This is a genomic window from Exiguobacterium sp. s127 (genome assembly GCF_018618695.1).
Taxonomy (GTDB): Bacteria; Bacillota; Bacilli; order Exiguobacteriales; family Exiguobacteriaceae; genus Exiguobacterium_A; species Exiguobacterium_A oxidotolerans.
In genome coordinates, this window is sequence record NZ_JACSMO010000004.1 from 239,540 (window position 1) to 262,586 (window position 23,047).

The following is a 23,047-nucleotide window of genomic DNA, read 5'->3' on the forward strand; positions in this document are numbered from 1 at the left end:
CCATTAGAATGGGAGATCGTCGTCTGAAAGATCGATCGAACTTCCACCGCTGAACGGATCAGCGCCGAAGCCCGAGTTCGATGAAGATGAAGCGGGTGCTGGCGAGGAAGAGTTGTTCTGCTGTTGCTGTGAACCCCATCCTGCAGCATTCCCGTTTCCACCTGTATTTGAATTCGAAGAATAGCTGTCACTATCTGAAGAACGGCTTGCATTGCGTGATTCTAGGAATCGAACACTATCCGCGACGACTTCAGCACGATATCGACGTTGACCCTCTTTATCGTCATAACTGCTAATCTGTAGGCGACCCTCGACACCTGCGAGGCTACCTTTTTTCAAATACTGAGCAACGTTCTCTGCTTGCTTGCGCCATACGACGCAATCGATGAAATCAGCTTCTCGCTTCCCATCTTGTCCCGTAAATGGACGGTCACATGCGAGTGTGAATCGCGTTACCGCAATCCCGCTCTGCGTATAACGCATTTCAGGGTCACGAGTTAACCGACCGACTAAAACGACGCGGTTAATCATCAGAATCACTCTCCTGTTTCAGCTTATTTCTCGTCTTTTGTGATCATTAAGCGAACGATATCGTCACTGATCTTCATGAGACGGTCAAGTTCTTTAGTAGCTGCTGGTTCAGCAGTCACGTTAAGAAGAACATAGAATCCTTCACGCATATCATTGATTTCGTAAGCGAAACGACGTTTACCCATTTCAGTTGTTTTTTCAACTGTACCACCGTTGTCAGTGAGGACTTTGTTGAAACGCTCAACTAGAGCTTTTCGTGCTTCCTCATCAACTTCCGGACGGATGATGTAAAGTACTTCGTATTTACGCATATCTGTCACCTCCTCTTGGACTGGCGGCTCGATTCATCGAGCAAGGAGCAATAATTCATTACTCACATTTGTTAATACTATCAAAGTATTTTGGTTTATGCAATAACGATTCGTTCGCTCTGCTTAAACGTTGAAGCGGAATGTGACAACATCGCCATCTTGGAAGACATATTCTTTACCTTCAGAACGGTAACGTCCTTGTTCTTTGACTGTCGCCATGTTTCCAGCTGCTGCTAAGTCATCGTATGCGACAACTTCAGCACGGATGAATCCGCGTTCGAAGTCAGAGTGGATGACACCGGCACATTGTGGTGCTTTCATCCCTTTTTTGAACGTCCAGGCACGAACTTCTTTTTCGCCCGCTGTGAAGTATGTCGCGAGACCGAGCGTGTTATAGGCTGCATGGATCAATTGATCGAGACCTGACTCTTCGATTCCGAGGTCAACGAGGAACTCTTGACGTTCTTCCGGTTCGAGTTCAGCGATTTCTTCTTCAATCCGGGCACAGATGATGATGACTTCCGCGCCTTCTTTTGCTGCAAACTCACGCACGAGACGAACGTTTTCGTTACTATCTGCATCCGCGACTTCATCTTCACCGACGTTTGCGACATAAAGCATCGGTTTCATCGTCAACAATTGGAAGTGTTTCACGATTGCCGCTTGATCTTCGTTTAATTCTGCAAGACGTGCTGGTTTTTCGTCTTCGAGCAATGCGAGGACGATTTCAAGTGCTTCGAGTTCGCCTGCTGCGTTTTTATCACGTGACTTAACTTGTTTTTGGACACGTTGGATCCGTTTTTCAACCAATTCGAGATCGGCCAAAATCAACTCGAGGTTGATTGTTTCGATATCATCGATGGGTGATACTTTACCTGAGACGTGTGTGATGTTTTCGTCGATGAAGCAACGGACGACCTGACAAATCGCATCGACTTCACGAATGTTTGCTAAGAATTTATTTCCTAATCCTTCACCCTTTGACGCGCCTTTAACGATTCCGGCGATATCCGTGAATTCGAATGCTGTCGGGATGGTCTTCTTCGGGTTGACGAGTTCTGTCAATTTACGAAGACGTGCATCGGGTACTTCGACGACACCTACGTTCGGATCGATTGTTGCGAACGGATAGTTCGCCGCCTCGACACCTGCTTGAGTAATTGCGTTAAAAAGTGTTGATTTTCCTACGTTTGGTAAGCCAACGATTCCTGCTGTTAATCCCACTTGGAATTCCTCCTTTTCGGTATTTCCTAGGAAATCCGTGCTAGCGGCCGCAGTGGGTAGATTGATTACACCACGTCAGCACATCTTTCACAATTATAGATAGTTCAATTTTTTTAAGCAAGGAGATGGGAATTCTTTTTTAAAGAGTTTGCTAATTCACCTAGCCGCTTAATCAAAACTTAGACTTCTCCTTAACCTTTTTTCCACCATTAGCGTTCTGCTTTGTAATTAAAAAAGACCGAGGCACCTATTAAGCGCTTCGGTCGTATTTGATAAAACTCATTCTGGTAAGACTTTTTTTAACCGCTTATCAAAATCGCGCCGTGGCATTAAGATGCTTGCCCCACACCCTTGACATTTGATGCGGATGTCCATGCCGACACGAATGATTTGCCACCGGTTCGTTCCGCATGGATGTTGTTTCTTCATTTCGACATAATCATGGAGATTGTACGTTTTTGGCATCATTGATTTGTTCACCATTCCCTTGATCTGTAGTGTTCATCATGACCATATGCGGGTACGGAATCTGGATTCCTTCCGCTTCGAGACCTTGTTTGAATTCTTTACGCATCAAACGTCCCGCTTGAAAATGTTGCATCGGTGGTACTTCTGCCATCATGCGGTACGCAACGCCAGAAGAATCAAGCATTTGGACACCGAGTATTTGAATCGGTTCAACGAACATATCGGCATATTTCTTCGTCGTCGCTTCCGAGATGTCGTTCAGAATCGTCTCGACCCGGTCGAGATCCTCTTCATACGGAACTTGGACATCGACTAAGGCAAAACTGTTATCGACCGAGAAGTTCGTCACTTGCAGGATTTGCCCGTTCGGAACGATATGAATCTCGCCCGTCAGACCTTTCAGCTTCGTCGTCCGAATACCAAGCTCGATGACAATCCCTTCAATCACGCCGACGCGGACATAATCACCGACTTTGAACTGTCGTTCGAAGATGATGAAGGCACCTGTGATGATATCTTGAACCAGGTTTTTCGCACCAAACGAAATGGCGAGACCGGCAATCCCTGCACTGGCGACGAGCCCTGTGATGTTGATTCCGAATTGACTGAGCACGGTCAGTAACATGACAATTCCGAGGACGTAGCGAATCGCATTTTGTAACAATTTGAGTAACGTCTCGTTTTGTCGTTGCGCTAAATAATCATGCTCGTTGATTTTTCGAATCGTAAACAAACGGGCGACTGCTCCCGTCATGATCCGTGTCAGGATATAAAATCCGGCAATGATGATTAACGCAATTGTCACCTTGAGTCCAAACCGAATCCACATTTCTGTGTCCGTCACTTGCGCAATCAACTTATCGACCTGGGCGACTGATTCTTTCACATCTTGATTGGTAGCCATTCTCTTCATCCTTTCATTTCTCTCTATTACGACAGTATACGTGATTTTAAATCAGTTTCAACTTAAAGAACCGATTTCGACGTTAGTTTTCTTGAAAAACCGGGAAAGGAAAATCATTACAGAACACCTTCACTCTCGCCAATACACCATGACGTAGACACCTAGAGAAGAAAGGATGATCTAGAGATGAACTTCCGCTTTCATTCACATGAGCCAAAGCCCTATTCTTTCTTTTTAGAGCATACAGAGCCGTTTGCGAAAGAACGATTAGCTGAACAATTACACGAGCAAGTCGCTGCGACGAAAGAAACACGTCCTGTCGTTCTCGTTTGTATCGGTTCCGATCGTTCGACGGGGGATTCCCTCGGTCCACTCGTCGGTACATTCCTCGAAAAATCCCGTCCCGCTCATATGCATGTGTATGGCACATTAGCCAAACCGGTTCATGCCTTAAATTTAGCTGAAACACTTCACTCGATTCAAACGACCCATTACAAACCACTCGTCATCGCCATCGATGCTTGTCTCGGACGCTTATCGAGCGTCGGTCATGTCTTTTTCTCGGAAGGTCCTCTCGCACCCGGAGCCGGTGTCCAAAAAGAATTGCCTGCTGTTGGCGACTTCAACATCAAAGCCGTCGTCAACGTCAGTGGATTCATGGAAATGATGATTTTGCAAAATACCCGACTCCATCTCGTCTATGAATTAGCTGAACTTGTTGCCGACAGCTTCGCCTTACTCGATGCGAAACTGGCAGCGGAAACAAAACGAACGACGATTTCCTTTACGCCCCGTTCGATCTAAACAGCACACACTACAATTAAAATAAGGACAAGCGAATCCTTACGACTCGCTTGTCCTTATTTTTTTGTCATTCTTCTTCCGGCAACAAAATCTCAAGTATCCGATTTAAATCCTCTTCGTCCATAAAATCGATTTCTAGTTTCCCTGCCTGCTTCGTCATCTTGATTCGAACACTGGCCCCGATCCGCTCCCGTAACGCGTCTTCAATAAAATGAAGTTCAGTCGTCTGTTCAGAAACATGCCGCTTTTGCTTACGTTCGCGGAGCTCTTGCTCAAGACGACGGACATTCCAATTCTCCGTGATGACGCGTTCCGCCATCCGCTCGATTTTTTGCGGGTTTTTTAAAGCGAGCAAGGCACGTGCATGCCCCATCGATAAACGTTCTTCCATGACTGCTTGTTGGACGAGTGGCGGTAACTGCAACAAGCGTAGACTGTTCGTGATGTGCGAACGGCTTTTTCCGACACGGCTCGCAAGTTCTGCTTGCGTCACTTCAAACTCTTCCAACATTTCGGCATACGCCATCGCTTCTTCAATCGCACTTAAATCAGCGCGCTGAATGTTTTCAATCAAGGCAAGCTCCATCATCCGCGTATCATTGGCCTCGATGATTAAGACGGGTACATGAACGAATCCGACTTGTTTTGCTGCCTGATACCGGCGTTCCCCGGCGACGATTTCGTAAAATCCATCACGTGGTCGAACGACGATCGGTTGAATCATCCCGTGCTGCCGTAAAGAATGTGCTAATTCTTGTAATGCTTTTTCATTAAACTGTTTGCGCGGCTGACCTGGATTCGGTCGAATCGCCCGCAGGGGTATCTCATTCACATAAATCTCTCCTAAACGTAGCGGAAGGCACGACCGCAGTTTACGGACGTGCCTTCACGATGCGAATTCGCACCTCGACATATTCTTCACAATCTACTTCTTCTTTTTCGACGGTCAATCCTGTCCGCTCAATCATGTCGACTGAATCACGTAGTGTATTCAACGCAATCCGTGTATCCCGTGCAAAACTTTTATGTCGCTTCTTCGGCTTTTTCGGTGTCAGTAGACGCTCGACACGCTGTTCCGTTTCTTTGACATTCCATTCGCGTTCCATGATTTCCGCTAAGACTGAGATTTGAAGATCTGCATCCTTTAAAGGCAACAAGGCGCGCGCGTGACGTTCCGTGATTGTCCGTTGCTTCAATGCCTCGCGAATTTCAGCTGGCAAACGCAACAGACGTAACTTGTTCGCAATCGTCGACTGACTGCGTCCTAGTTTACGTGCTAAGACTTCTTGCGTAATGTGTTGCATCGCAAGCAATCGTTCATATGCTTCTGCTTCTTCGATTGGAGTCAGTTCTTCCCGTTGTAGATTCTCAATCAATGCGAGTGCAGCTGTCGTTTCATCGGTCATTTCCTTGATAATTGCGGGAATCGTTTCCCACCCAAGTGATTGAACCGCTCGAAAACGACGCTCACCTGCGATGATTTCATAACCTAGCCCCTGTTTTCGTACTACGATTGGCTGTAGTAACCCATGTTCTTCAATCGTCATCGCCAATTCTTCAATCCGCTCCCCATCAAAAATCGTTCGGGGTTGGAATTGATTGGCAACAAGCTCTGTCAGCTTTAGCTCCTGAAGCGTGTCTCGGGGATCAAGCTCAAGCGGGACAGGCTGTCCCCCTTTACCAAGCAGTTTAGCAATTGCATTTTTCACGTTCGCGCACCTCACCTTTATCAGTCATCGTTTCACGTGAAACGGTGTTTAACTCAGTGGATCTTTAGCCGGTGTTCCCGCCTTACGCGGATATTTCCCGGGTGTTAATCGTTTTTTATCTACAATAACGATATTACGCTCACTTTCCTCACCTGGCAATTGGAACTGGAAACTTTCCCGTAAATTACCACCAAGTACTTTGAGTGCCGTTGCGCCTTCTTCTAACTCTTGCCCTAACTTCGCTGCCTTCAAGGCAACAAATTGTCCGCCGACTTTCGCGAGTGGCAAACAGTATTCTGCAAGGACTGACATGCGGGCGACGGCGCGTGCCGTCACGACATCAAAATGTTCCCGGAACTGTTTGTTTTTACCGAACTCTTCGGCCCGACCATGATGGAACGCGACACCTTCAAGTTCAAGTTCTGTCGCGAGCATGTTCAAGAAGCCGATTCGTTTATTCAGTGAATCGATGATCGTGACTTTTAAGTGCGGGAACATGATTTTAATCGGGAGGCTCGGGAAACCGGCACCGGCTCCGACATCACAAACGGTTTCGACTTCTGTGAAATCAAAGTAGAAAGCCGCTGTGATCGAATCATAAAAGTGTTTCAAGTAAACATCTTCTTTATCCGTGATCGCCGTCAGGTTCATTTTTTCATTCCATTCGACGAGCAGTTCATAGTAGCGTTTGAACTGGTGTAATTGTTGTTCTGAGACGTCGAGACCTTGCTCGGCTAAAGCCGTTACGAATTGCTGTTCGTTCATGTTATCACTCCGCAGTCAATGCGTATTGGCCTTGCTCGATATAAATTAGCAAAATCGAGATATCTGACGGGTTAACCCCAGAAATCCGTGATGCTTGTCCAATCGAGAGCGGACGCACTTGGTTTAGTTTCTGTTTTGCTTCAATCGCGAGACCATTGATGACATCGTAATCGAGTCGATCCGGAATTCGTTTTTGTTCCATCCGCATCATACGTTCGACTTGGTCGAGTTGTTTGTCGATATAACCTGCGTACTTGACTTGGATTTCGACTTGCTCGGCCGCTTCCGCTGACAATGCGACAGGTGGCTCTGTCATGTCTGCAATCATTGCGTACGTGATTTCCGGACGTTTCAATAACGTAATTGCGTGCAACGCTTCTTTCAACGGTGAGACACCGATTGCTGTCAGTTTTTCGTTGACGTCTGGTGTCGCTTTGATGACGACTTTTTCAAGACGTTTCATTTCGCGACTGATTTCGTCTTTTTTCAGTTCGAGTTTCGCATGACGCGTGTCATTGATCAGACCGAGTTCATGCCCGATTTCAGATAAGCGAAGATCGGCATTGTCATGACGGAGTAAGAGACGGTATTCAGCACGTGACGTCAAGAGGCGATACGGTTCGTTCGTCCCTTTTGTGACGAGATCATCAATCATGACACCGATATACCCTTGCGAACGCGACAAAATCAATGGCTCTTTGCCTTGAACTTTAAGCGACGCATTGATTCCAGCCATGATGCCTTGTCCGGCAGCTTCTTCGTAGCCGCTCGTACCGTTAATTTGTCCTGCTGTGAATAACCCTTCGACCCGTTTCGTTTCAAGTGTCGGCCACAGTTGTGTCGGAATGACCGCATCGTATTCGATTGCATAACCGGGACGCATCATTTCTGATTTTTCAAGACCGGGAATCGAACGTAAGATATCATGTTGGACATCTTCCGGTAAGCTTGTTGATAACCCTTGGACATAGACTTCTTCCGTATCGCGACCTTCCGGCTCGAGGAAGATTTGGTGACGCGGTTTATCATTGAACCGGACGACTTTGTCCTCGATTGAAGGACAGTAGCGTGGGCCTGTTCCTTTAATCATGCCTGAGAACATCGGTGAACGGTGTAAGTTCGCGTCAATCAATTGGTGTGTGTACTCTGTCGTATACGTTAACCAACATGGAATCTGCTCCGTGATCATCTGAGTCGTTTCATGGCTGAACGGTAAAGCGACCGCATCCCCTGGTTGGATTTCGGTTTTTGAATAATCAATTGTTTTTCCATCGATTCGGGGTGGTGTCCCTGTTTTGAAGCGCGCGAGCTCGAACCCGAGTTCCTCGAGATGCTTCGATAGGTTGACGGACGGCATCTGATTGTTCGGACCACTCTCGTATGAGAGTTCGCCGATGATGATTTTCCCACGCATGAACGTTCCTGTCGTAATGACGACAGCATTCGCCCGGTACTCTGCTCCCGTATTCGTCACGACACCGACACAGCGTCCATCTTCAATCAATAGACGTTCGACGAGTGCTTGACGTAACAAGAGGTTCGGTTCATCCTCAAGGGCTTTTTTCATTCGATTTTGATACTCAAATTTATCTGCCTGCGCCCGGAGTGCACGGACGGCCGGACCTTTTGATGTATTGAGCATTTTCATTTGGATATAAGTCGCGTCGATCGCCCGTGCCATCTCGCCACCTAATGCATCAATTTCCCGGACGACAATCCCTTTTGCGGGACCACCAATCGACGGGTTACAGTACATGAATCCGACCATGTCGGGATTCATCGTTAACATCACCGTTTTCGAACCCATTCGCGCTGATGCGAGTGACGCTTCGATTCCAGCATGTCCGGCTCCGACGACGATGACGTCGAATTCACCTGCTTGATAAGCCATAATTTCGGTTCCTCCTTTTATGAATCAACAACCTGACAGTGCAATTATTTCCCTAAACAAAACTGGGAGAAAAGTTTGTCGAGTAGACTATCTTGCGCCGTATCCCCATTGATTTCGCCAAGCGTATCCCATGCCCGGCGTAAATCGATTTGGACCATGTCGATCGGCATCGCTGCTTCTGCCGCCCCGAGCGCATCTTCAATCATCTGACTCGCTTGTTTAATCAATTGAATATGACGTGCATTCGAGACGTACGTCATGTCTTGGCTTTCAACACCTTGTTCGAAGAAGAGGGCTGCGATTGCTGCTTCGAGGTCGTTGACGCCTGCTTCTTCAAGCAAGGATGTCGTGACGACCGGGCGTCCTGCAGCCAGTTCTTCAACACGTGTTAAGTCGATTTGTTGCGCAAGGTCACTCTTGTTGACGATGATGATCGCGTTCATATCGCGAATCGCTTCAAACAACAAAATATCTTCTTGCGTCAATTCGTCATTCCCGTTTAAGACGAGTAAAATCAAATCCGCCGAATTGAGTGCCTGGCGTGATTTTTCGACACCCATCCGTTCGACGATATCTTCCGTTTCCCGAATCCCTGCCGTATCGATCAACTTGAGCGGTACACCGCGGACATTCACATATTCCTCAATCGTATCACGGGTCGTCCCTGCGATATCCGTGACGATTGCTTTTGCTTCTTGCACCAATGTGTTGAGCAAAGATGATTTCCCGACGTTCGGTCGCCCGATGATTGCTGTCGACAGGCCTTCACGTAGAATTTTTCCTTGGCGCGCCGTCCGGAGCAGTTCCGTCAGGATGCGGCGGACTTCCCCAGCATCTTTTTGGACGATTTGTTGCGTCATTTCTTCCGCATCGTATTCCGGGTAGTCGATGTTGACTTCAATCGAAGCGATCGTCTGTAACAGCTGTTCGCGCAATTCTTGGACAAGCTTCGAGAGCCGCCCTTCGATTTGACCGATTGCAACCGTCATCGCCCGGTCCGTTTTCGCACGGATTAAGTCCATCACGGCTTCAGCTTGTGATAAGTCGATGCGCCCGTTCAAAAAGGCGCGTTTCGTGAATTCACCTGGTTCTGCTAGACGAACATCAGGTTGTGCCAGAATGAGTTCGAGTACACGATTGACCGCGACGACTCCACCATGGCAATTCAATTCGACGACATCTTCGCGCGTAAACGTCTTCGGCGCCCGCATGACACTGACCATTACTTCATCGACGACCTGCTCCGTCTCGTGGTCGACTAATTTCCCGTAATGAATCGTGTGGGTTGGTACTTCCGTTAACTGATTCGCACCTCGGTACACTCGGTTTGCCGTTGCTACTGCTTGCGGACCTGATAAGCGGACGATTGCAATCGCCCCTTCGCCCATCGGTGTCGAAATCGCGGCTATCGTATCAAATTCCATCATTCGTCATTCACACCTCGTTTTCTTCTATCGTTTCTATGATTAATTGATGAGTTAGTTATAAATGGGTATAACGTGACAACTATACACGAAAATGACTCAAAGAAAAAGAGCGACACTCTGTAAAAACGGAGTATCGCCCTCATTTGTGATTAACGTTTCTTTTTCGGCTTTTTCGGAGCAGGAGCTGCTTCGGCCGCTTCTTTTTCACGTTTTGAAGCAATCGTTGCTTCAGTCTGTAATTTGATCTTCTCACGCATCGGCTTCATGATCACGATCGTCACGATGATCGAGAAGATATAACCAACGACCCAGTAAAGTGACAAGGCAGAGGGTAACGTCACACCCATGACGAAGATCATGACCGGGAAGACGTACAACATGATTTTCATCTGCGGATTATCTTCTTGCCCTGCCATCGAGAGTTTCTGTTGCAGGTACGTAAAGACCGCTGAAAGAATCGGTAAGATAAAATATGGATCTGGCTTTCCAAGATCGAACCAAAGGAACGTATGCTTGAAAATATCCGGCGTGTAAATGATTGCGTTATAGAAGGCAATCAGGATTGGCATTTGAATTAAGATCGGTAAACAACCTGCAAGTGGATTGACGTTATGCTCCTGATAAAGCTTCATCATTTCCTGTTGCAATTTCTGTTGTGTTTCCTGATCTTTTGAACTGTATTTCTCACGCAGTTTCATCATTTCTGGCTGGATGACTTGCATACCACCCATACTCTTCGTCTGTTTAATCATCAACGGTAAGATGACAAGACGAACAATCAATGTCGTAATCACGATTGCAATCCCGTAATCCCCGTTAAAGTATTCTGCAATTTTTCCAATCAACCAAGCCATCGGCCAAACAAAATAATGTTTCCAGAAACCTTCTGTGTCAGCAGTAATCGGTTCACCTGTTCCGTATGTTCCAGGTGTACAACCCGATAGAACAACCGCGAGTACTGACATCAGTCCAAGTGTCAACCAAATCTTAGTTCTCTTGTTCATAATTCCTCCTAATGATGTTTACCCTTTGTCGGTCAGACTCCTTCTATAGATAGAATCAGGAAAGACCGTTACAAATCAAACAGAATATATTACGTATTTATTTAACTTGCCGCTTCCAGACGCCGGAACGCTTTAATACATGCCGCAAACTATCTGCGACTTCTTGCGCAGTCATCTTCGCAGCTGGATTGCGGGCGATGATTACAAGATCATAATCTGGTGCAATCGAAGCTTCATGTAACAAAAATGCTTCACGAAGGTACCGTTTTACCTGATTACGTACGACAGCATTTCCGATTTTCTTACTCACTGATAAACCAATCCGAAAATGAGCTTGCTGGTCTTTTTTTAGTGCGTATACGACAAATTGCCGATTGGCGACAGAGGCTCCTCGAGTAAACACCGCTTGGAACTCCTTGTCTTTCTTGACGCGGTATTCCTTCTTCACCTTGATCACACTCCATCCTGACATCACGAAAATTCGTCGTCTTTCATCATATCATAGAATAATCCTGCTTCGCGAGAGGGGGTTGTGACAAAAGCACGAACACCCTTAAAAAAAAGCAAAAAAAAGATCACCTCAGGCATCGCCAGAAGTGATCTCATCATCGCTCGATTATACAGTCAAGGCTTTGCGGCCTTTAAGACGGCGAGCAGCCAAGATCCGGCGGCCACTCTTCGTTGCCATGCGCGCACGGAATCCGTGAACTTTTTTGCGCTTACGGTTGTTTGGGTTGAAAGTTGGTTTCATTTTAGTCTGCACCTCCTTTAAAAATTACTCTATTAAAAAACATCGTTTTCTACTTTAAGGCAGTCTTGTACATTATATAAATCAAAAGGGACCTTGTCAATGAAAGTTCGTAAGAATTATCTCGTTCGATTCTATACGATTCGTTACGATAGAAATCTGGATGAGGGTTCGTATTACAAGATAGGAATCCGATCTGCATGAACAATAGGAAATTCCCCAAATTAAAACTATCCACAGACTTATCCACACTATCCACACTTTCCGTGGATAACTCTTCACTTTGTCTACAATAGTATTTTTTAAAATCAACGTCAAGGTTTGATTTTCGACTCGATTCTCCAACTATTTTTGATTTTGTGTATAACTATTTTTTTACGCTTCCTCTTTCAAAAAGTTATACACACGTTATCCACACCTTATCCACACTATCCACAGCCTGTGGGTAACTACCTGTGTATATCTTTATTTACTTGTGGATAAATCACTCTAGGCATTGCCAGGGCTCATTTCATTTGATACACTAATTGTGCATAACAACGACACGAACCAAATTGAATTTTCAAGTTATACACACCCTGTGGATAACTTTATACACAGTTTTACTTGCCTGTGGATAACGTTATCCACAGTTTTTATGTTGTGGGGATAAGTCGAGTTTCTTCATTAACTTTGTCCTGTGCATAAACCTGTGTATAGTTTTTTATATCATGATAGAAAAAGGGGGGTATTTATGAAAAACGCTGCCGAACTTTGGCATAATGTATTGTCTGTGATCGAGGAAGAAGAACGGACACCTAAGGCAAGTTATGACATGTGGTTAAAATCCACTGAAGGCGTCACGCTGAATGGAACGACACTGATCATCTCAGCACCAGCTGCATTTACCGTTACTTGGCTGGAACGTCAATACTTATCGTTACTCGAAGATACGGTTGAAGAAGTGACAGGGAGTCGACTTGATATTCAATTTATCGAGGAAGGCCAAGCAAAGAAGATGCTCGATCGTCAAAATGAGGAAGCGTCTGAGACGGTACCACCGTCTAAAACATCAAATCGTGCACAATCGTCACGAAAACCGACCGATGAGCTGGTCATGAGTGAACTCGGTCAATTGAATACAAAATACACGTTCGATACGTTTGTCATTGGATCAGGTAACCGTTTTGCCCATGCCGCTTCCTTGGCTGTAGCAGAAGCACCTGCGAAAGCCTATAATCCTTTATTCATCTATGGAGGAGTCGGACTTGGTAAAACCCATTTGATGCACGCGATTGGCCAGTACGTCCAAGATCAAAACCTTGGGACGCGGATCGCCTATGTCTCCTCGGAACGTTTTACAAATGACTTCATTAACTCGATTCGGGACAATAAAACCGTTGAGTTTCGGAACAAATACCGGAATATCGATGTTCTATTAATAGATGACATTCAATTTCTCGCAGGAAAAGAGCAGACGCAAGAGGAGTTTTTCCACACATTCAATGCCCTGCACAATGATCAAAAACAAATCATCATCTCGAGTGATCGACCACCAAAAGAAATTCCGACACTTGAAGATCGGCTTCGCTCTAGGTTCGAGTGGGGATTGATAACAGACATCACACCTCCTGACCTTGAGACACGGATTGCGATTTTGCGAAAAAAAGCCAATGCCGAGCAACTTGATGTTTCTAATGAAGTCATGCTCTATATCGCGAGTCAAATCGACACGAACATCCGCGAGCTCGAAGGGGCACTGACGCGTGTCATCGCTTATGCGAACCTGGTCGGACGGACGATTGATCCGAATGTTGCAGCAGAAGCGCTGCATAACATCATGCCGGTCACGGAGCCGCGAAAAGTCACGATCCGCGACATCCAGGAGTCCGTCAGTAAACACTTCAACTTACCGTTTGACGACTTAAAGGCTAAAAAACGAACAAAATCGATTGCCTTTCCACGCCAGATTGCGATGTACCTCTCGCGAGAGATGACGGAAAGCTCTTTACCGAAGATTGGTGAGGAATTTGGTGGACGGGATCACACGACAGTCATCCATGCACATGAGAAAATTAGTATGCTCGTTAAATCGGATGGAGAAACAGGAAAAGTCATCGAACAAATTAAGCATGAATTGAAACATTCCTGAACCTGTGGATAAGCTGTGGATAAAAGAGGCTAGTTATCCACAAGTTATCCACACGCAGTTTGGCTCTATACCAAGTTATCCACCGACTTATCCACACTATCCACAGCCCCTAATACTATTATTAAAAAAATATATTATTATGTTATGATGATGTAACGCCCATTTTGAGAGGAGCTTAACGACAATATGCATATTACAATTCAACGCGATACTTTAATCCAAGCCATCCAGGACGTAGCGAAAGCTGTCTCATCAAGAACAACGATTCCAATCTTAACGGGAATCAAACTTGAAGCGCATGGTGACGGAATGACGTTAACAGGAAGCGATACCGAGATTTCAATTGAACGGACAATCTATGCGGAAGAGAATGGTACTTCTTATGTAACCGTCCACCGCGCCGGTAGTGTCGTCCTCAATGCCCGTTTCTTTGGTGATATCGTTAAAAAGTTACCAACAGACGAAGTCATCATCGAAGTCTCTCCAAACTTCATGACACGGATTCAATCCGGGACAGCTGAATTTCATCTGAACGGTCTTGATTCAGACGAGTTTCCGCGTCTTCCACAAGTCGATGGGGGACAACAGTTCCGTTTACCCGCAGATCTATTACGTTCAATGATCCGTCAGACGAGTTTTGCCGTCGCGGTTCAAGAAACACGTCCTGTTTTGACAGGGGTTAACTTCTCAGCAGATAAAGGCATTTTGACATGCGTATCGACGGATAGTCATCGCCTTGCACTACGCCGGGCACAGTTTGAGACAGAGAACGAGATTTCGTTCCAAAATGTCATCGTGCCGGGTAAGAGCTTAAACGAATTATCGAAACTGTTAGGTGATGGTCATGTCGATGTCACGATCACGAACCAGCAAATCCTCTTCAAAATGAAACATGTCCTATTCTTCTCTCGCTTACTCGACGGGAACTATCCGGATACGTCGCGTTTAATTCCGGAAGAGTACCGGACGGCTGTCCGTATGAATGCAAAGGAATTGCTTCAGGCAATCGACCGGGCATCACTTCTTGCACGTGAAGACCGCAACAACGTCATCAAGTTCGCAGCAGAAGGTACGACAGCTGTCGAAATTTCATCGCACTCACCAGAAGTTGGGAAAGTTTCGGAACAAGTGAGCATCTTGTCGCTTGAAGGCGAAGAGCTGAAGATTTCTTTCAACTCGAAATACATGATGGATGCCTTAAAAGCACTTGATGCGACGGATATTGAAATTCAATTCACGGGATCGATTCGACCATTCATTCTCCATCCGGTCGACCAAGATAACGTCTTGCAATTGATTTTACCTGTCCGTACGGCTTGATTCCCTCCCCGAGAAACCGACTTGGTTTCTTGGGTTTTTTTTGTAATCCGTATATATGTTCGTTCATTTTGCTAAATCATGAGTTTTTTAGTACAATAAAGAGTATGTCATTTATAATATGTAGGTAGGAGGAGTCAATCCATGAATCAAATCAAAATCACGTCGGAATATGTCACATTAGGTCAGTTCTTGAAGCTGTCTGATATTATCTCGAGCGGAGGACAAGCAAAACCATTTCTAGCGGAGGTACCTATTCTCGTCAACGGTGAGGTCGATCAGCGACGTGGTCGTAAGTTGCGGGATGGAGATGTTATTGACGTAGAAGATTACGGTCAATTCGTCATCAAGAACGAGGCGAACTAACGTGCGACTAGATTCGGTACGACTCAGTCATTATCGCAACTATGAGTCGCTGGAATTGTTCTTTTCTGAAAAGACGAACGTCTTAATCGGGGAAAATGCTCAAGGCAAGACGAACTTGCTCGAAGCGATCCACGTATTGGCGCTCGCGAAATCGCACCGGACGACACACGATAAGGAACTGATCCAGTGGGATGCGGAAGCAGCGCGCGTCGAAGGACGTGTCATGAAGCGGATGGGTCCCCATTCGCAGGAAATCCAGATTTCGAGTCGTGGGAAGAAGGCGAAGCTCAATCATCTCGAACAGCGGCGCCTCAGTGATTATATCGGGGCGCTCAATATCGTGTTGTTCGCACCAGAGGATTTGCACATCGTCAAAGGCAGTCCACAAGTACGGCGTCGCTTTTTAGATATGGAGATTGGTCAAGTCAGTCCGGTCTACCTGCATGAATTAAGTCAATACCTGAAAGTGTTGAAACAACGAAATGCGTTGTTAAAGCAGTTGTCAATTAAAGGGGGGGACGAGACGTTCCTCGACATTTTGACGGAACAGATGATTACGCTTGCCGTTAAAATCGTTCAACGCCGTCATCATTTCATTGCCCAGCTCGAAAAGTGGGCGCGACCGATTCATGATGGAATCAGTCGTGGACAGGAAGAACTCGTTCTACGCTATCGATCCGATACATTTAGTGATGATTCGCTGGATGTCGAAGGAATGACTGCTTCTTATACGCAGAAGTTTGGTAAAATAAAAGAAAATGAAATTAGACGAGGCGTGACGTTATTTGGTCCACACCGTGATGACTTCGAAATGGAGGTCAATGGACGAAATGTCCAGACATACGGTTCACAAGGACAGCAACGGACGGCTGCGCTCTCGTTGAAGCTAGCAGAGATTGAGTTGATTCATGAGGAGGTCGGGGAATACCCGCTACTTCTTCTAGACGATGTGTTATCGGAACTCGATGATCATCGTCAAACCCATTTACTCGATACGATGCAACAAAAGGTTCAGACGATCCTGACGACGACGAGTGTCGAGGGAATCGCACATGAAACGATTAGACAAGCGAAGTTGTTCCACGTGAAACAAGGAGCAGTTATTTTGGAAGAGACATCCTATAAAGAAACAGTAGGTGAGAAAACCGATGAGTAATCATGAAGATATGGAATTGGAACAAGGGTACGGTGCCGATCAGATTCAGGTACTTGAAGGTCTTGAAGCCGTTCGAAAACGTCCAGGTATGTATATTGGATCAACCGCGTCGAAAGGGCTCCACCATTTAGTTTGGGAAATCGTCGATAACTCGATTGATGAAGCACTGGCTGGATACTGTGACACGATTAAAGTCACGATTGAACCAGGGAACTCGATTCTAGTTGAGGATAACGGTCGGGGGATTCCGATTGATATTCAAGAAAAAATGGGACGTCCTGCAGTCGAAGTCATTTTAACGGTCCTCCATGCCGGCGGTAAGTTTGGTGGCGGAGGCTACAAAGTATCAGGTGGTCTTCACGGTGTCGGGGCTTCGGTCGTCAATGCGTTGTCGACGAAGCTTGAAGTATTCGTTAAGCGGAACGAGAAGCTCTATTATCAATCGTATCATCGTGGTGTTCCAACACAAGATCTCGAAATCATCGGGACTTCAGAAGAGACAGGGACAATGATTCGTTTCTTCCCGGACAGTGAAATCTTCCAGGAAACACTCGAATACGATTACGATTTACTTGCGACACGTTTACGTGAACTCGCTTTCTTGAATAAAGGTCTGAACATCGTCATTACGGACGATCGTGCAGAAGAACCGATTACGCGGCACTTCTATTACGAAGGTGGAATCAAGTCGTACGTTGAACACTTGAACCGCTCGAAAGAAGTTGTTCACCCGGAACCGGTCTACGTCCACGGAACGAAGGATGGCATCGAAGTCGAAGTTGCGCTTCAATACAACGATGGCTTTGCAGCCAACATCTATTCGTTTACGAACAACATTCCGACGCATGAAGGTGGTACGCATGAAACGGGCTTTAAGACGGCGTTGACGCGTGTCATCAATGACTATGCGAAGAAGTTCGGTTTGATGAAAGAAGCAGACGGTACGTTGTCTGGGGAAGACGTCCGTGAAGGAATGACGGCAATCGTCTCGATCAAACACCCGAACCCCCAATTCGAAGGACAAACGAAAACGAAGCTCGGTAACTCGGATGCTCGAACAGCGACCGATACGTTATTCTCTTCCATCTTTGAACAGTTCATGATGGAAAACCCGTCGAATGCTCGTGCAATCGTCGAAAAAGGAATGATGGCCTCGCGTGCCCGGATGGCAGCGAAACGCGCGCGTGAATTGACACGTCGTAAAGGTGTCCTTGAAGTAAGTTCACTTCCTGGTAAATTGGCCGACTGTTCATCGCGGGATGCAACGATTTCAGAAATTTATATCGTTGAGGGTGACTCAGCGGGTGGTTCTGCGAAATCAGGTCGTGACCGTCACTTCCAAGCGATTTTACCGATCCGTGGTAAAATTTTGAACGTTGAAAAAGCCCGTCTCGATAAAATTCTCGGCAGTAACGAGATCCGGACGATCATTACCGCACTCGGAACGAGTATCGGTTCAGAATTCAACATCGAAAAAGCACGGTATCATAAAGTCATCATCATGACCGATGCCGACGTCGATGGTGCCCACATCCGGACACTCCTGTTGACGTTCTTCTACCGGTATATGCGTCCGCTCGTCGAGCATGGTTATGTCTATATCGCACAACCGCCGCTATACGGAATCAAGCAAGGGAAAAACATCACGTATGTGCATAACGAACGTGAGCTGAACGAGGCCTTAGCCGCACTTCCAGAAAACGCGCGTTACGACATTCAGCGTTACAAAGGTCTCGGTGAGATGGATCCAGAGCAACTTTGGGAAACGACGATGGATCCGAGTGGTCGTCAAATGCTTCGGGTTGAACTTCAAGATGCCATCGAAGCGGATGAAGTATTCGATATCTTGATGGGAGATCAGGTAGAACCACGTCGTGACTTTATCCAGTCGCACGCGCATTACGTGAAGAACTTGGATATTTAACGTTGAATAGAGAGGGTGGCCAGACGAATGTCCGATCAACAAGGAATCATTAAAGATATAAATATTAGTCAAGAAATGCGTACATCCTTCATGGATTACGCGATGAGCGTCATCGTCGCACGTGCACTTCCTGACGTACGTGACGGTCTGAAGCCAGGACATCGTCGTATTCTTTATGCGATGAACGATCTCGGTATCCGCGCAGATAAGCCACATAAAAAATCTGCCCGTATCGTCGGTGAAGTTATCGGTAAGTACCACCCACACGGTGATTCTGCTGTTTACGACACGATGGTTCGGATGGCACAGGACTTCAGCTACCGGTATGAGCTCGTGGATGGACACGGAAACTTCGGTTCTGTCGACGGCGACTCTGCCGCTGCGATGCGATATACGGAAGCCCGTATGTCAAAAATCGCGATGGAAATCGTTCGCGATATCAATAAAAATACCGTTGATTTCAAAGATAACTATGATGGATCAGAGCGCGAACCAGAAGTCTTACCGTCGCGTTTTCCGAACTTGCTCGTCAATGGATCAAGCGGGATTGCGGTCGGGATGGCAACAAACATTCCGCCGCACCAATTAGGTGAAGTCATCGATGGCGTACTTGCGCTAACGCATAACCCGGAGATTACGATTTCCGAGTTGATGCAACACATTCCAGGTCCTGATTTCCCGACAGCCGGTGAAATCTTAGGTCGGAGCGGGATTCGCCGTGCCTATGAAACGGGACGTGGGTCAATCATCGTTCGTGCGAAAGCAGAAATCGAACAAGCTAAAAAAGACCGCGAACGGATCATCGTGACGGAACTGCCATATCAAGTCAACAAGGCGCGTCTCGTAGAAAAAATCGCCGATCTCGTCCGTGAGAAGAAAATTGAAGGCATTACGGACTTACGTGACGAATCCGATCGTCGTGGTATGCGGATCGTCATGGAAATTCGTCGTGATGCGAACGCAAGTGTCATCTTAAATAACTTATATAAACAGACATCGATGCAAACGACGTTTGGTGTCAACATGCTTGCGATCGTGGGTGGTCGTCCGAAAACGCTGACACTCAAAGAGATGCTCTATCATTACCTCGAGCACCAAAAAGAAATCGTCCGTCGCCGGACACAGTTCGACCTTGAGAAGGCGGAAGCACGGGAACATCTTCTTGCGGGTCTTCGCATCGCACTCGATCACTTGGATGAAGTCATCAAAATCATCCGAGCGAACCGAACGGCTGATGCGGCACGCGAACAGTTGATGGATCGGTTTGCTTTGTCTGAGAAACAATCGCAAGCGATTCTTGATATGCGTCTTCAACGTCTAACAGGACTCGAACGTGAGAAAATCGATGCTGAATATGATGAAATCATGCAGCTGATCACGGAACTCAAAAAAATTCTCGAAAGCGATGAAGAATTGCTTGAATTGATTCGGACGGAACTCGAAGAAGTGAAAGAACGCTTCAACGACAAACGCCGGACTGAAATTCGGATGGACCACATCGAATTCGAAGATGAAGATTTGATTCCTGAAAAAGATATCATCATCACATTGACGAGCAGTGGATACATTAAACGTCTCACGACGGATTCGTATCGTGCACAACGTCGTGGTGGTCGTGGTGTCCAAGGAATCGGTACGAATGATGCGGATTATGTAACACGTCTCTTATCGTGTTCGACGCATGATACGATCCTGTTCTTTACAAACCGCGGGAAAGTCTACCGCATCCGTGGGTATGAAGTACCTGAGATGAGCCGGACTTCAAAAGGTGTGCCGATCATCAACCTGATTCAGATTGAACGCGGTGAAAAGGTCGAGACGATGATTCCAGTTAACTTTAAACGATACCTGGAAGAGCAAAATGTCGTCGAAGAATCCATCATCGAAGCGACAATCGAATCGGATGACGACGTAACACCGGAAGAAGAAGCGGAAGAGGTACTTGATGCAGAAGAAGTCATGCAGGATGAGCAAAAATCATTAATCTTCATGACACGTAAAGGACGCGTTAAACGTTCGCCACTCTCTGCTTATGCCCGGATTAATAAAAACGGTCTGATTGCGATTCGTCTGTTCGAAGACGACGAATTGACATCTGTCCGTCTCGCATCGACAGACGATGAAGTCTTTACCGTTTCAAACCGTGGTAAGGCGATTCGTTTCCCGATCACAAACGTTCGTTCAATGGGACGTGGTGCGCGTGGTGTCAAAGCGATGAAACTAGCAGAAGAAGATATCGTCATCGGCATGGAGCTTGCGCGTGAAGAACAAGATGTCCTCGTCATTACGGAAAAAGGATTCGGGAAGCGGACACCAATGACTGAATTCCGAAGCCAGACGCGTGGTGGTAAAGGATTGATTGCAAGTAAAGTGAACGACCGGATTGGTCAAATTGCTGCCCTGCGAATCGTTGACGTAGATGATGACATCATGATCATGACAGAAGGCGGAATCGTCATCCGGACCGATTCACAAAATATTTCACGTGTCGGACGTAACACACAAGGTGTCAAAGTCATCCGGATTGAAGAAGGTGACCGTGTCGCTACCGTCGCGAAACTGAAAAAAGAAGAAAACGAAGAAACGATCGTTGATGAGCTGTCGACTGTCGTGGATGAAGAAAACATTTCTCCGGTTGTTGAAGCAGAAACAGTAATCGAAGAAACAGAAGAATAACATCAGTATGGAATAAAGAGGTACAGCAGAGTCGGACGGTAGATGTCCCTACTCTGCTGTTTTTCTACAAATAAAACTGATGAGAGAAAGGGACGAGGTAAGATGCGTATCGCAAGCAAGCGACTCATCATCGGCGATCGGGTAAAGGAGTCAGTCTTTTTACATACCGATATACCGATTGTCGAAGCTGGAAAAAAACTAGGGACAGACGAACTAAGACGCCTGAAACGGTTTTTGATTAAGGAAATCGATATTGAGGAACGACCAGAAGGTCTAGTCGAAGAAAGTCAACAAGAGATGGTTCGTCTTCAAGAAGTGAGCGAAAATCCATTCGAAGAACTTGTTGGTTCCTATAATCAAGTCTTCACCTCATGGGAACAAGGTTTCACCCCGAATACATATGAAGCTTTGAAATGGGTTAAAAACTCGATGCCCGATACAGTTCGTCGGGAAGATATTTTACCGTTCTTCCTTGAACGGGGAACGGAAGCATACACAGTTCGCCATGCGATTTATCGAGGGGCACTCGCTCAGTTGTTAGCGGAAGCAGTCAGAAAAGAACGAAAGATGATTCAAGACTTATGGACAGCCTCTTACTTTGCAGACTATGGACTCGCACGCATCATGGAGTGGCGACATACAAAACGATATGAAGCAATGCAACAAGAGATTTTCCATCGACATCCGGCGATGGCTTATCAAGCCTTACAAAACGATACGGTCATTTCAGATACGGTCAAACGTTTAATCGTCCAACACCATGAACGTCTAGACGGATCCGGTTACCCATTAAAAGCCACGGGTGATAAAATCATGGATCATACACGTCTTTTCATCGTAGCAGATGTTTTTGCGGCAATGACAAGCTGGCGTCCATACCGAGAGGCTTATACGGCATACGATGCATACGTTCACCTAAAAGCGCGGCCGATGCAGTACGATTCGAAGTACGTTACATTACTCGGACAACTTCTATTGCCGATTGGAATCGGAGATCGTGTTTTGATGAGTAACGGAAAAATTGCAACTGTCGTGCGGAAGAATGTCATCTTTGATCGTCCTGTCATCGTCTATGATGAGCAGAACCAGCAAGTCGTGAAAGACTTAATGGAAGACCGGCAGTTGAACATTATGCAGCTGATGGATTAAAGCAGACTTACTATATAGAAGAAACGCGTAGTTTAATCATTCTGTAGATCAACTTTTATGAAGAGGGAAACATTTAGGTGGATCTGCTAGGAATAGGTTAGTTTTCTGTTTGAGCCGTATGTGACAGGTGTCCTAAAAAAGGTGAATGCTAAAAGTCGAAAGGTACGGCTCAAAAACAGGAAGACGTGGCAAAAGCCACTTATACCAACAAAAAATGAAAGTCTAGTCAAAAGTTATAAAACAATTTTTTATGAAATTAAAATTAATTATCAAAAATGCTTGCACAATAATAAATCGCATGGTATATTATTTCATGTCCTAAAGAGGACGCACGCTTGAAACGAACGAAAAAACTTCTTTTAAAAAGTTGTTGACTTATCGTTCCAGACTTGGTATTCTAATTGAGTCGCCAAAACAGGCGCGGACGAACTTTGAAAACTGAACGATGAGGCAAAAAACGTATCTTCGGATACAAACAATGAATGAAGCGCAAGCTTCGTCAACGTGACTTTTAGTCACAAAAACGAGCAAGTCAAACACTT

Annotated in this window: 21 protein-coding genes; 8 read left to right on the forward strand and 13 right to left on the reverse strand. The window is 46.0% G+C overall.

The features are described 5' to 3' along the window. Window positions 1-3: 3 nt before the first annotated feature. The 5 genes from KNP98_RS07820 to KNP98_RS07840 all read right to left on the reverse strand — a co-directional run bounded on the left by KNP98_RS07820 (window position 4) and on the right by KNP98_RS07840 (window position 3,438). The gene (locus KNP98_RS07820) at window positions 4-531 is read right to left on the reverse strand and encodes a single-stranded DNA-binding protein (RefSeq protein WP_029332161.1); all 528 of its coding nucleotides are present in this window, start codon (window positions 529-531) and stop codon (window positions 4-6) included. A gap of 23 nt (window positions 532-554) precedes the next feature. Beyond that, complete coding sequence (gene rpsF / locus KNP98_RS07825) at window positions 555-842, reverse strand: 30S ribosomal protein S6 (protein ID WP_012371898.1); 288 nt, start codon at window positions 840-842, stop codon at window positions 555-557. Window positions 843-965: 123 nt separating this feature from the next. Then, complete coding sequence (gene ychF / locus KNP98_RS07830) at window positions 966-2,066, reverse strand: redox-regulated ATPase YchF (RefSeq protein WP_214766217.1); 1,101 nt, start codon at window positions 2,064-2,066, stop codon at window positions 966-968. 279 nt (window positions 2,067-2,345) lie between these two features. After that, window positions 2,346-2,534, reverse strand: a complete 189-nt coding sequence (locus tag KNP98_RS07835) for a DUF951 domain-containing protein (protein WP_012371900.1) — start codon at window positions 2,532-2,534, stop codon at window positions 2,346-2,348. After that, window positions 2,506-3,438 carry a mechanosensitive ion channel family protein gene (locus tag KNP98_RS07840; protein ID WP_088838299.1) on the reverse strand — a complete coding sequence of 311 codons (933 nt, stop codon included), beginning with the start codon at window positions 3,436-3,438 and terminating at the stop codon, window positions 2,506-2,508. The genes KNP98_RS07835 and KNP98_RS07840 overlap by 29 nt, the downstream gene beginning before the upstream one ends. A 186-nt stretch (window positions 3,439-3,624) precedes the next feature. On the opposite strand from KNP98_RS07840, the gene yyaC reads away from it, so the two are divergent. Continuing rightward, window positions 3,625-4,242 carry a spore protease YyaC gene (yyaC, locus tag KNP98_RS07845; RefSeq protein WP_029332164.1) on the forward strand — a complete coding sequence of 206 codons (618 nt, stop codon included), beginning with the start codon at window positions 3,625-3,627 and terminating at the stop codon, window positions 4,240-4,242. Window positions 4,243-4,309: 67 nt separating this feature from the next. Here yyaC and KNP98_RS07850 read toward each other — a convergent pair whose 3' ends face one another. The 8 genes from KNP98_RS07850 to rpmH form a co-directional block, all read right to left on the reverse strand. Further along, window positions 4,310-5,074, reverse strand: a complete 765-nt coding sequence (locus KNP98_RS07850) for a ParB/RepB/Spo0J family partition protein (protein WP_088838301.1) — start codon at window positions 5,072-5,074, stop codon at window positions 4,310-4,312. Window positions 5,075-5,114: 40 nt separating this feature from the next. Then, window positions 5,115-5,951 carry a nucleoid occlusion protein gene (gene noc / locus KNP98_RS07855; protein ID WP_088838302.1) on the reverse strand — a complete coding sequence of 279 codons (837 nt, stop codon included), beginning with the start codon at window positions 5,949-5,951 and terminating at the stop codon, window positions 5,115-5,117. A 48-nt stretch (window positions 5,952-5,999) separates the two neighbouring features. Continuing rightward, window positions 6,000-6,716, reverse strand: coding sequence for a 16S rRNA (guanine(527)-N(7))-methyltransferase RsmG (gene rsmG, locus KNP98_RS07860; RefSeq protein ID WP_088838303.1), 717 nt, complete (start codon window positions 6,714-6,716; stop codon window positions 6,000-6,002). Window positions 6,717-6,720: 4 nt separating this feature from the next. After that, window positions 6,721-8,607, reverse strand: coding sequence for a tRNA uridine-5-carboxymethylaminomethyl(34) synthesis enzyme MnmG (gene mnmG, locus KNP98_RS07865; protein WP_088838304.1), 1,887 nt, complete (start codon window positions 8,605-8,607; stop codon window positions 6,721-6,723). Window positions 8,608-8,651: 44 nt separating this feature from the next. Next, window positions 8,652-10,034 (reverse strand): tRNA uridine-5-carboxymethylaminomethyl(34) synthesis GTPase MnmE, encoded by a 1,383-nt coding sequence (mnmE, locus tag KNP98_RS07870; RefSeq protein ID WP_088838305.1) that lies wholly within the window; start codon window positions 10,032-10,034, stop codon window positions 8,652-8,654. Between the two features lie 149 nt (window positions 10,035-10,183). Then, window positions 10,184-11,038 carry a membrane protein insertase YidC gene (gene yidC, locus KNP98_RS07875; protein ID WP_214766213.1) on the reverse strand — a complete coding sequence of 285 codons (855 nt, stop codon included), beginning with the start codon at window positions 11,036-11,038 and terminating at the stop codon, window positions 10,184-10,186. Window positions 11,039-11,135: 97 nt separating this feature from the next. Beyond that, window positions 11,136-11,486 carry a ribonuclease P protein component gene (gene rnpA, locus KNP98_RS07880; RefSeq protein ID WP_029332171.1) on the reverse strand — a complete coding sequence of 117 codons (351 nt, stop codon included), beginning with the start codon at window positions 11,484-11,486 and terminating at the stop codon, window positions 11,136-11,138. A gap of 168 nt (window positions 11,487-11,654) precedes the next feature. Beyond that, window positions 11,655-11,789 (reverse strand): 50S ribosomal protein L34, encoded by a 135-nt coding sequence (rpmH, locus tag KNP98_RS07885; protein WP_012371910.1) that lies wholly within the window; start codon window positions 11,787-11,789, stop codon window positions 11,655-11,657. Window positions 11,790-12,519: 730 nt separating this feature from the next. Here rpmH and dnaA point away from each other — a divergent pair. The 7 genes from dnaA (at window position 12,520) to KNP98_RS07920 (ending at window position 22,505) form a co-directional block, all read left to right on the forward strand. After that, window positions 12,520-13,917, forward strand: coding sequence for a chromosomal replication initiator protein DnaA (gene dnaA, locus KNP98_RS07890; RefSeq protein ID WP_029332172.1), 1,398 nt, complete (start codon window positions 12,520-12,522; stop codon window positions 13,915-13,917). A gap of 186 nt (window positions 13,918-14,103) precedes the next feature. Then, window positions 14,104-15,237, forward strand: a complete 1,134-nt coding sequence (gene dnaN / locus KNP98_RS07895; RefSeq protein ID WP_029332173.1) for a DNA polymerase III subunit beta — start codon at window positions 14,104-14,106, stop codon at window positions 15,235-15,237. Window positions 15,238-15,378: 141 nt separating this feature from the next. After that, entirely contained in the window at window positions 15,379-15,600 is a 222-nt protein-coding gene (gene yaaA / locus KNP98_RS07900) for a S4 domain-containing protein YaaA (protein ID WP_029332174.1), read from the forward strand. A 1-nt stretch (window position 15,601) separates the two neighbouring features. Continuing rightward, window positions 15,602-16,756 carry a DNA replication/repair protein RecF gene (gene recF / locus KNP98_RS07905; RefSeq protein WP_029332175.1) on the forward strand — a complete coding sequence of 385 codons (1,155 nt, stop codon included), beginning with the start codon at window positions 15,602-15,604 and terminating at the stop codon, window positions 16,754-16,756. A gap of 10 nt (window positions 16,757-16,766) precedes the next feature. Further along, a complete protein-coding gene (gene gyrB, locus KNP98_RS07910) occupies window positions 16,767-18,680 on the forward strand; it encodes a DNA topoisomerase (ATP-hydrolyzing) subunit B (RefSeq protein ID WP_214811046.1) in 1,914 nt (637 codons plus the stop codon). Window positions 18,681-18,707: 27 nt separating this feature from the next. Continuing rightward, entirely contained in the window at window positions 18,708-21,356 is a 2,649-nt protein-coding gene (gyrA, locus tag KNP98_RS07915; protein WP_214770327.1) for a DNA gyrase subunit A, read from the forward strand. A 102-nt stretch (window positions 21,357-21,458) separates the two neighbouring features. Beyond that, on the forward strand, window positions 21,459-22,505 hold the full coding sequence (locus tag KNP98_RS07920; RefSeq protein ID WP_214811041.1) for an HD-GYP domain-containing protein: 1,047 nt from the start codon (window positions 21,459-21,461) through the stop codon (window positions 22,503-22,505). Window positions 22,506-23,047: the final 542 nt, after the last annotated feature.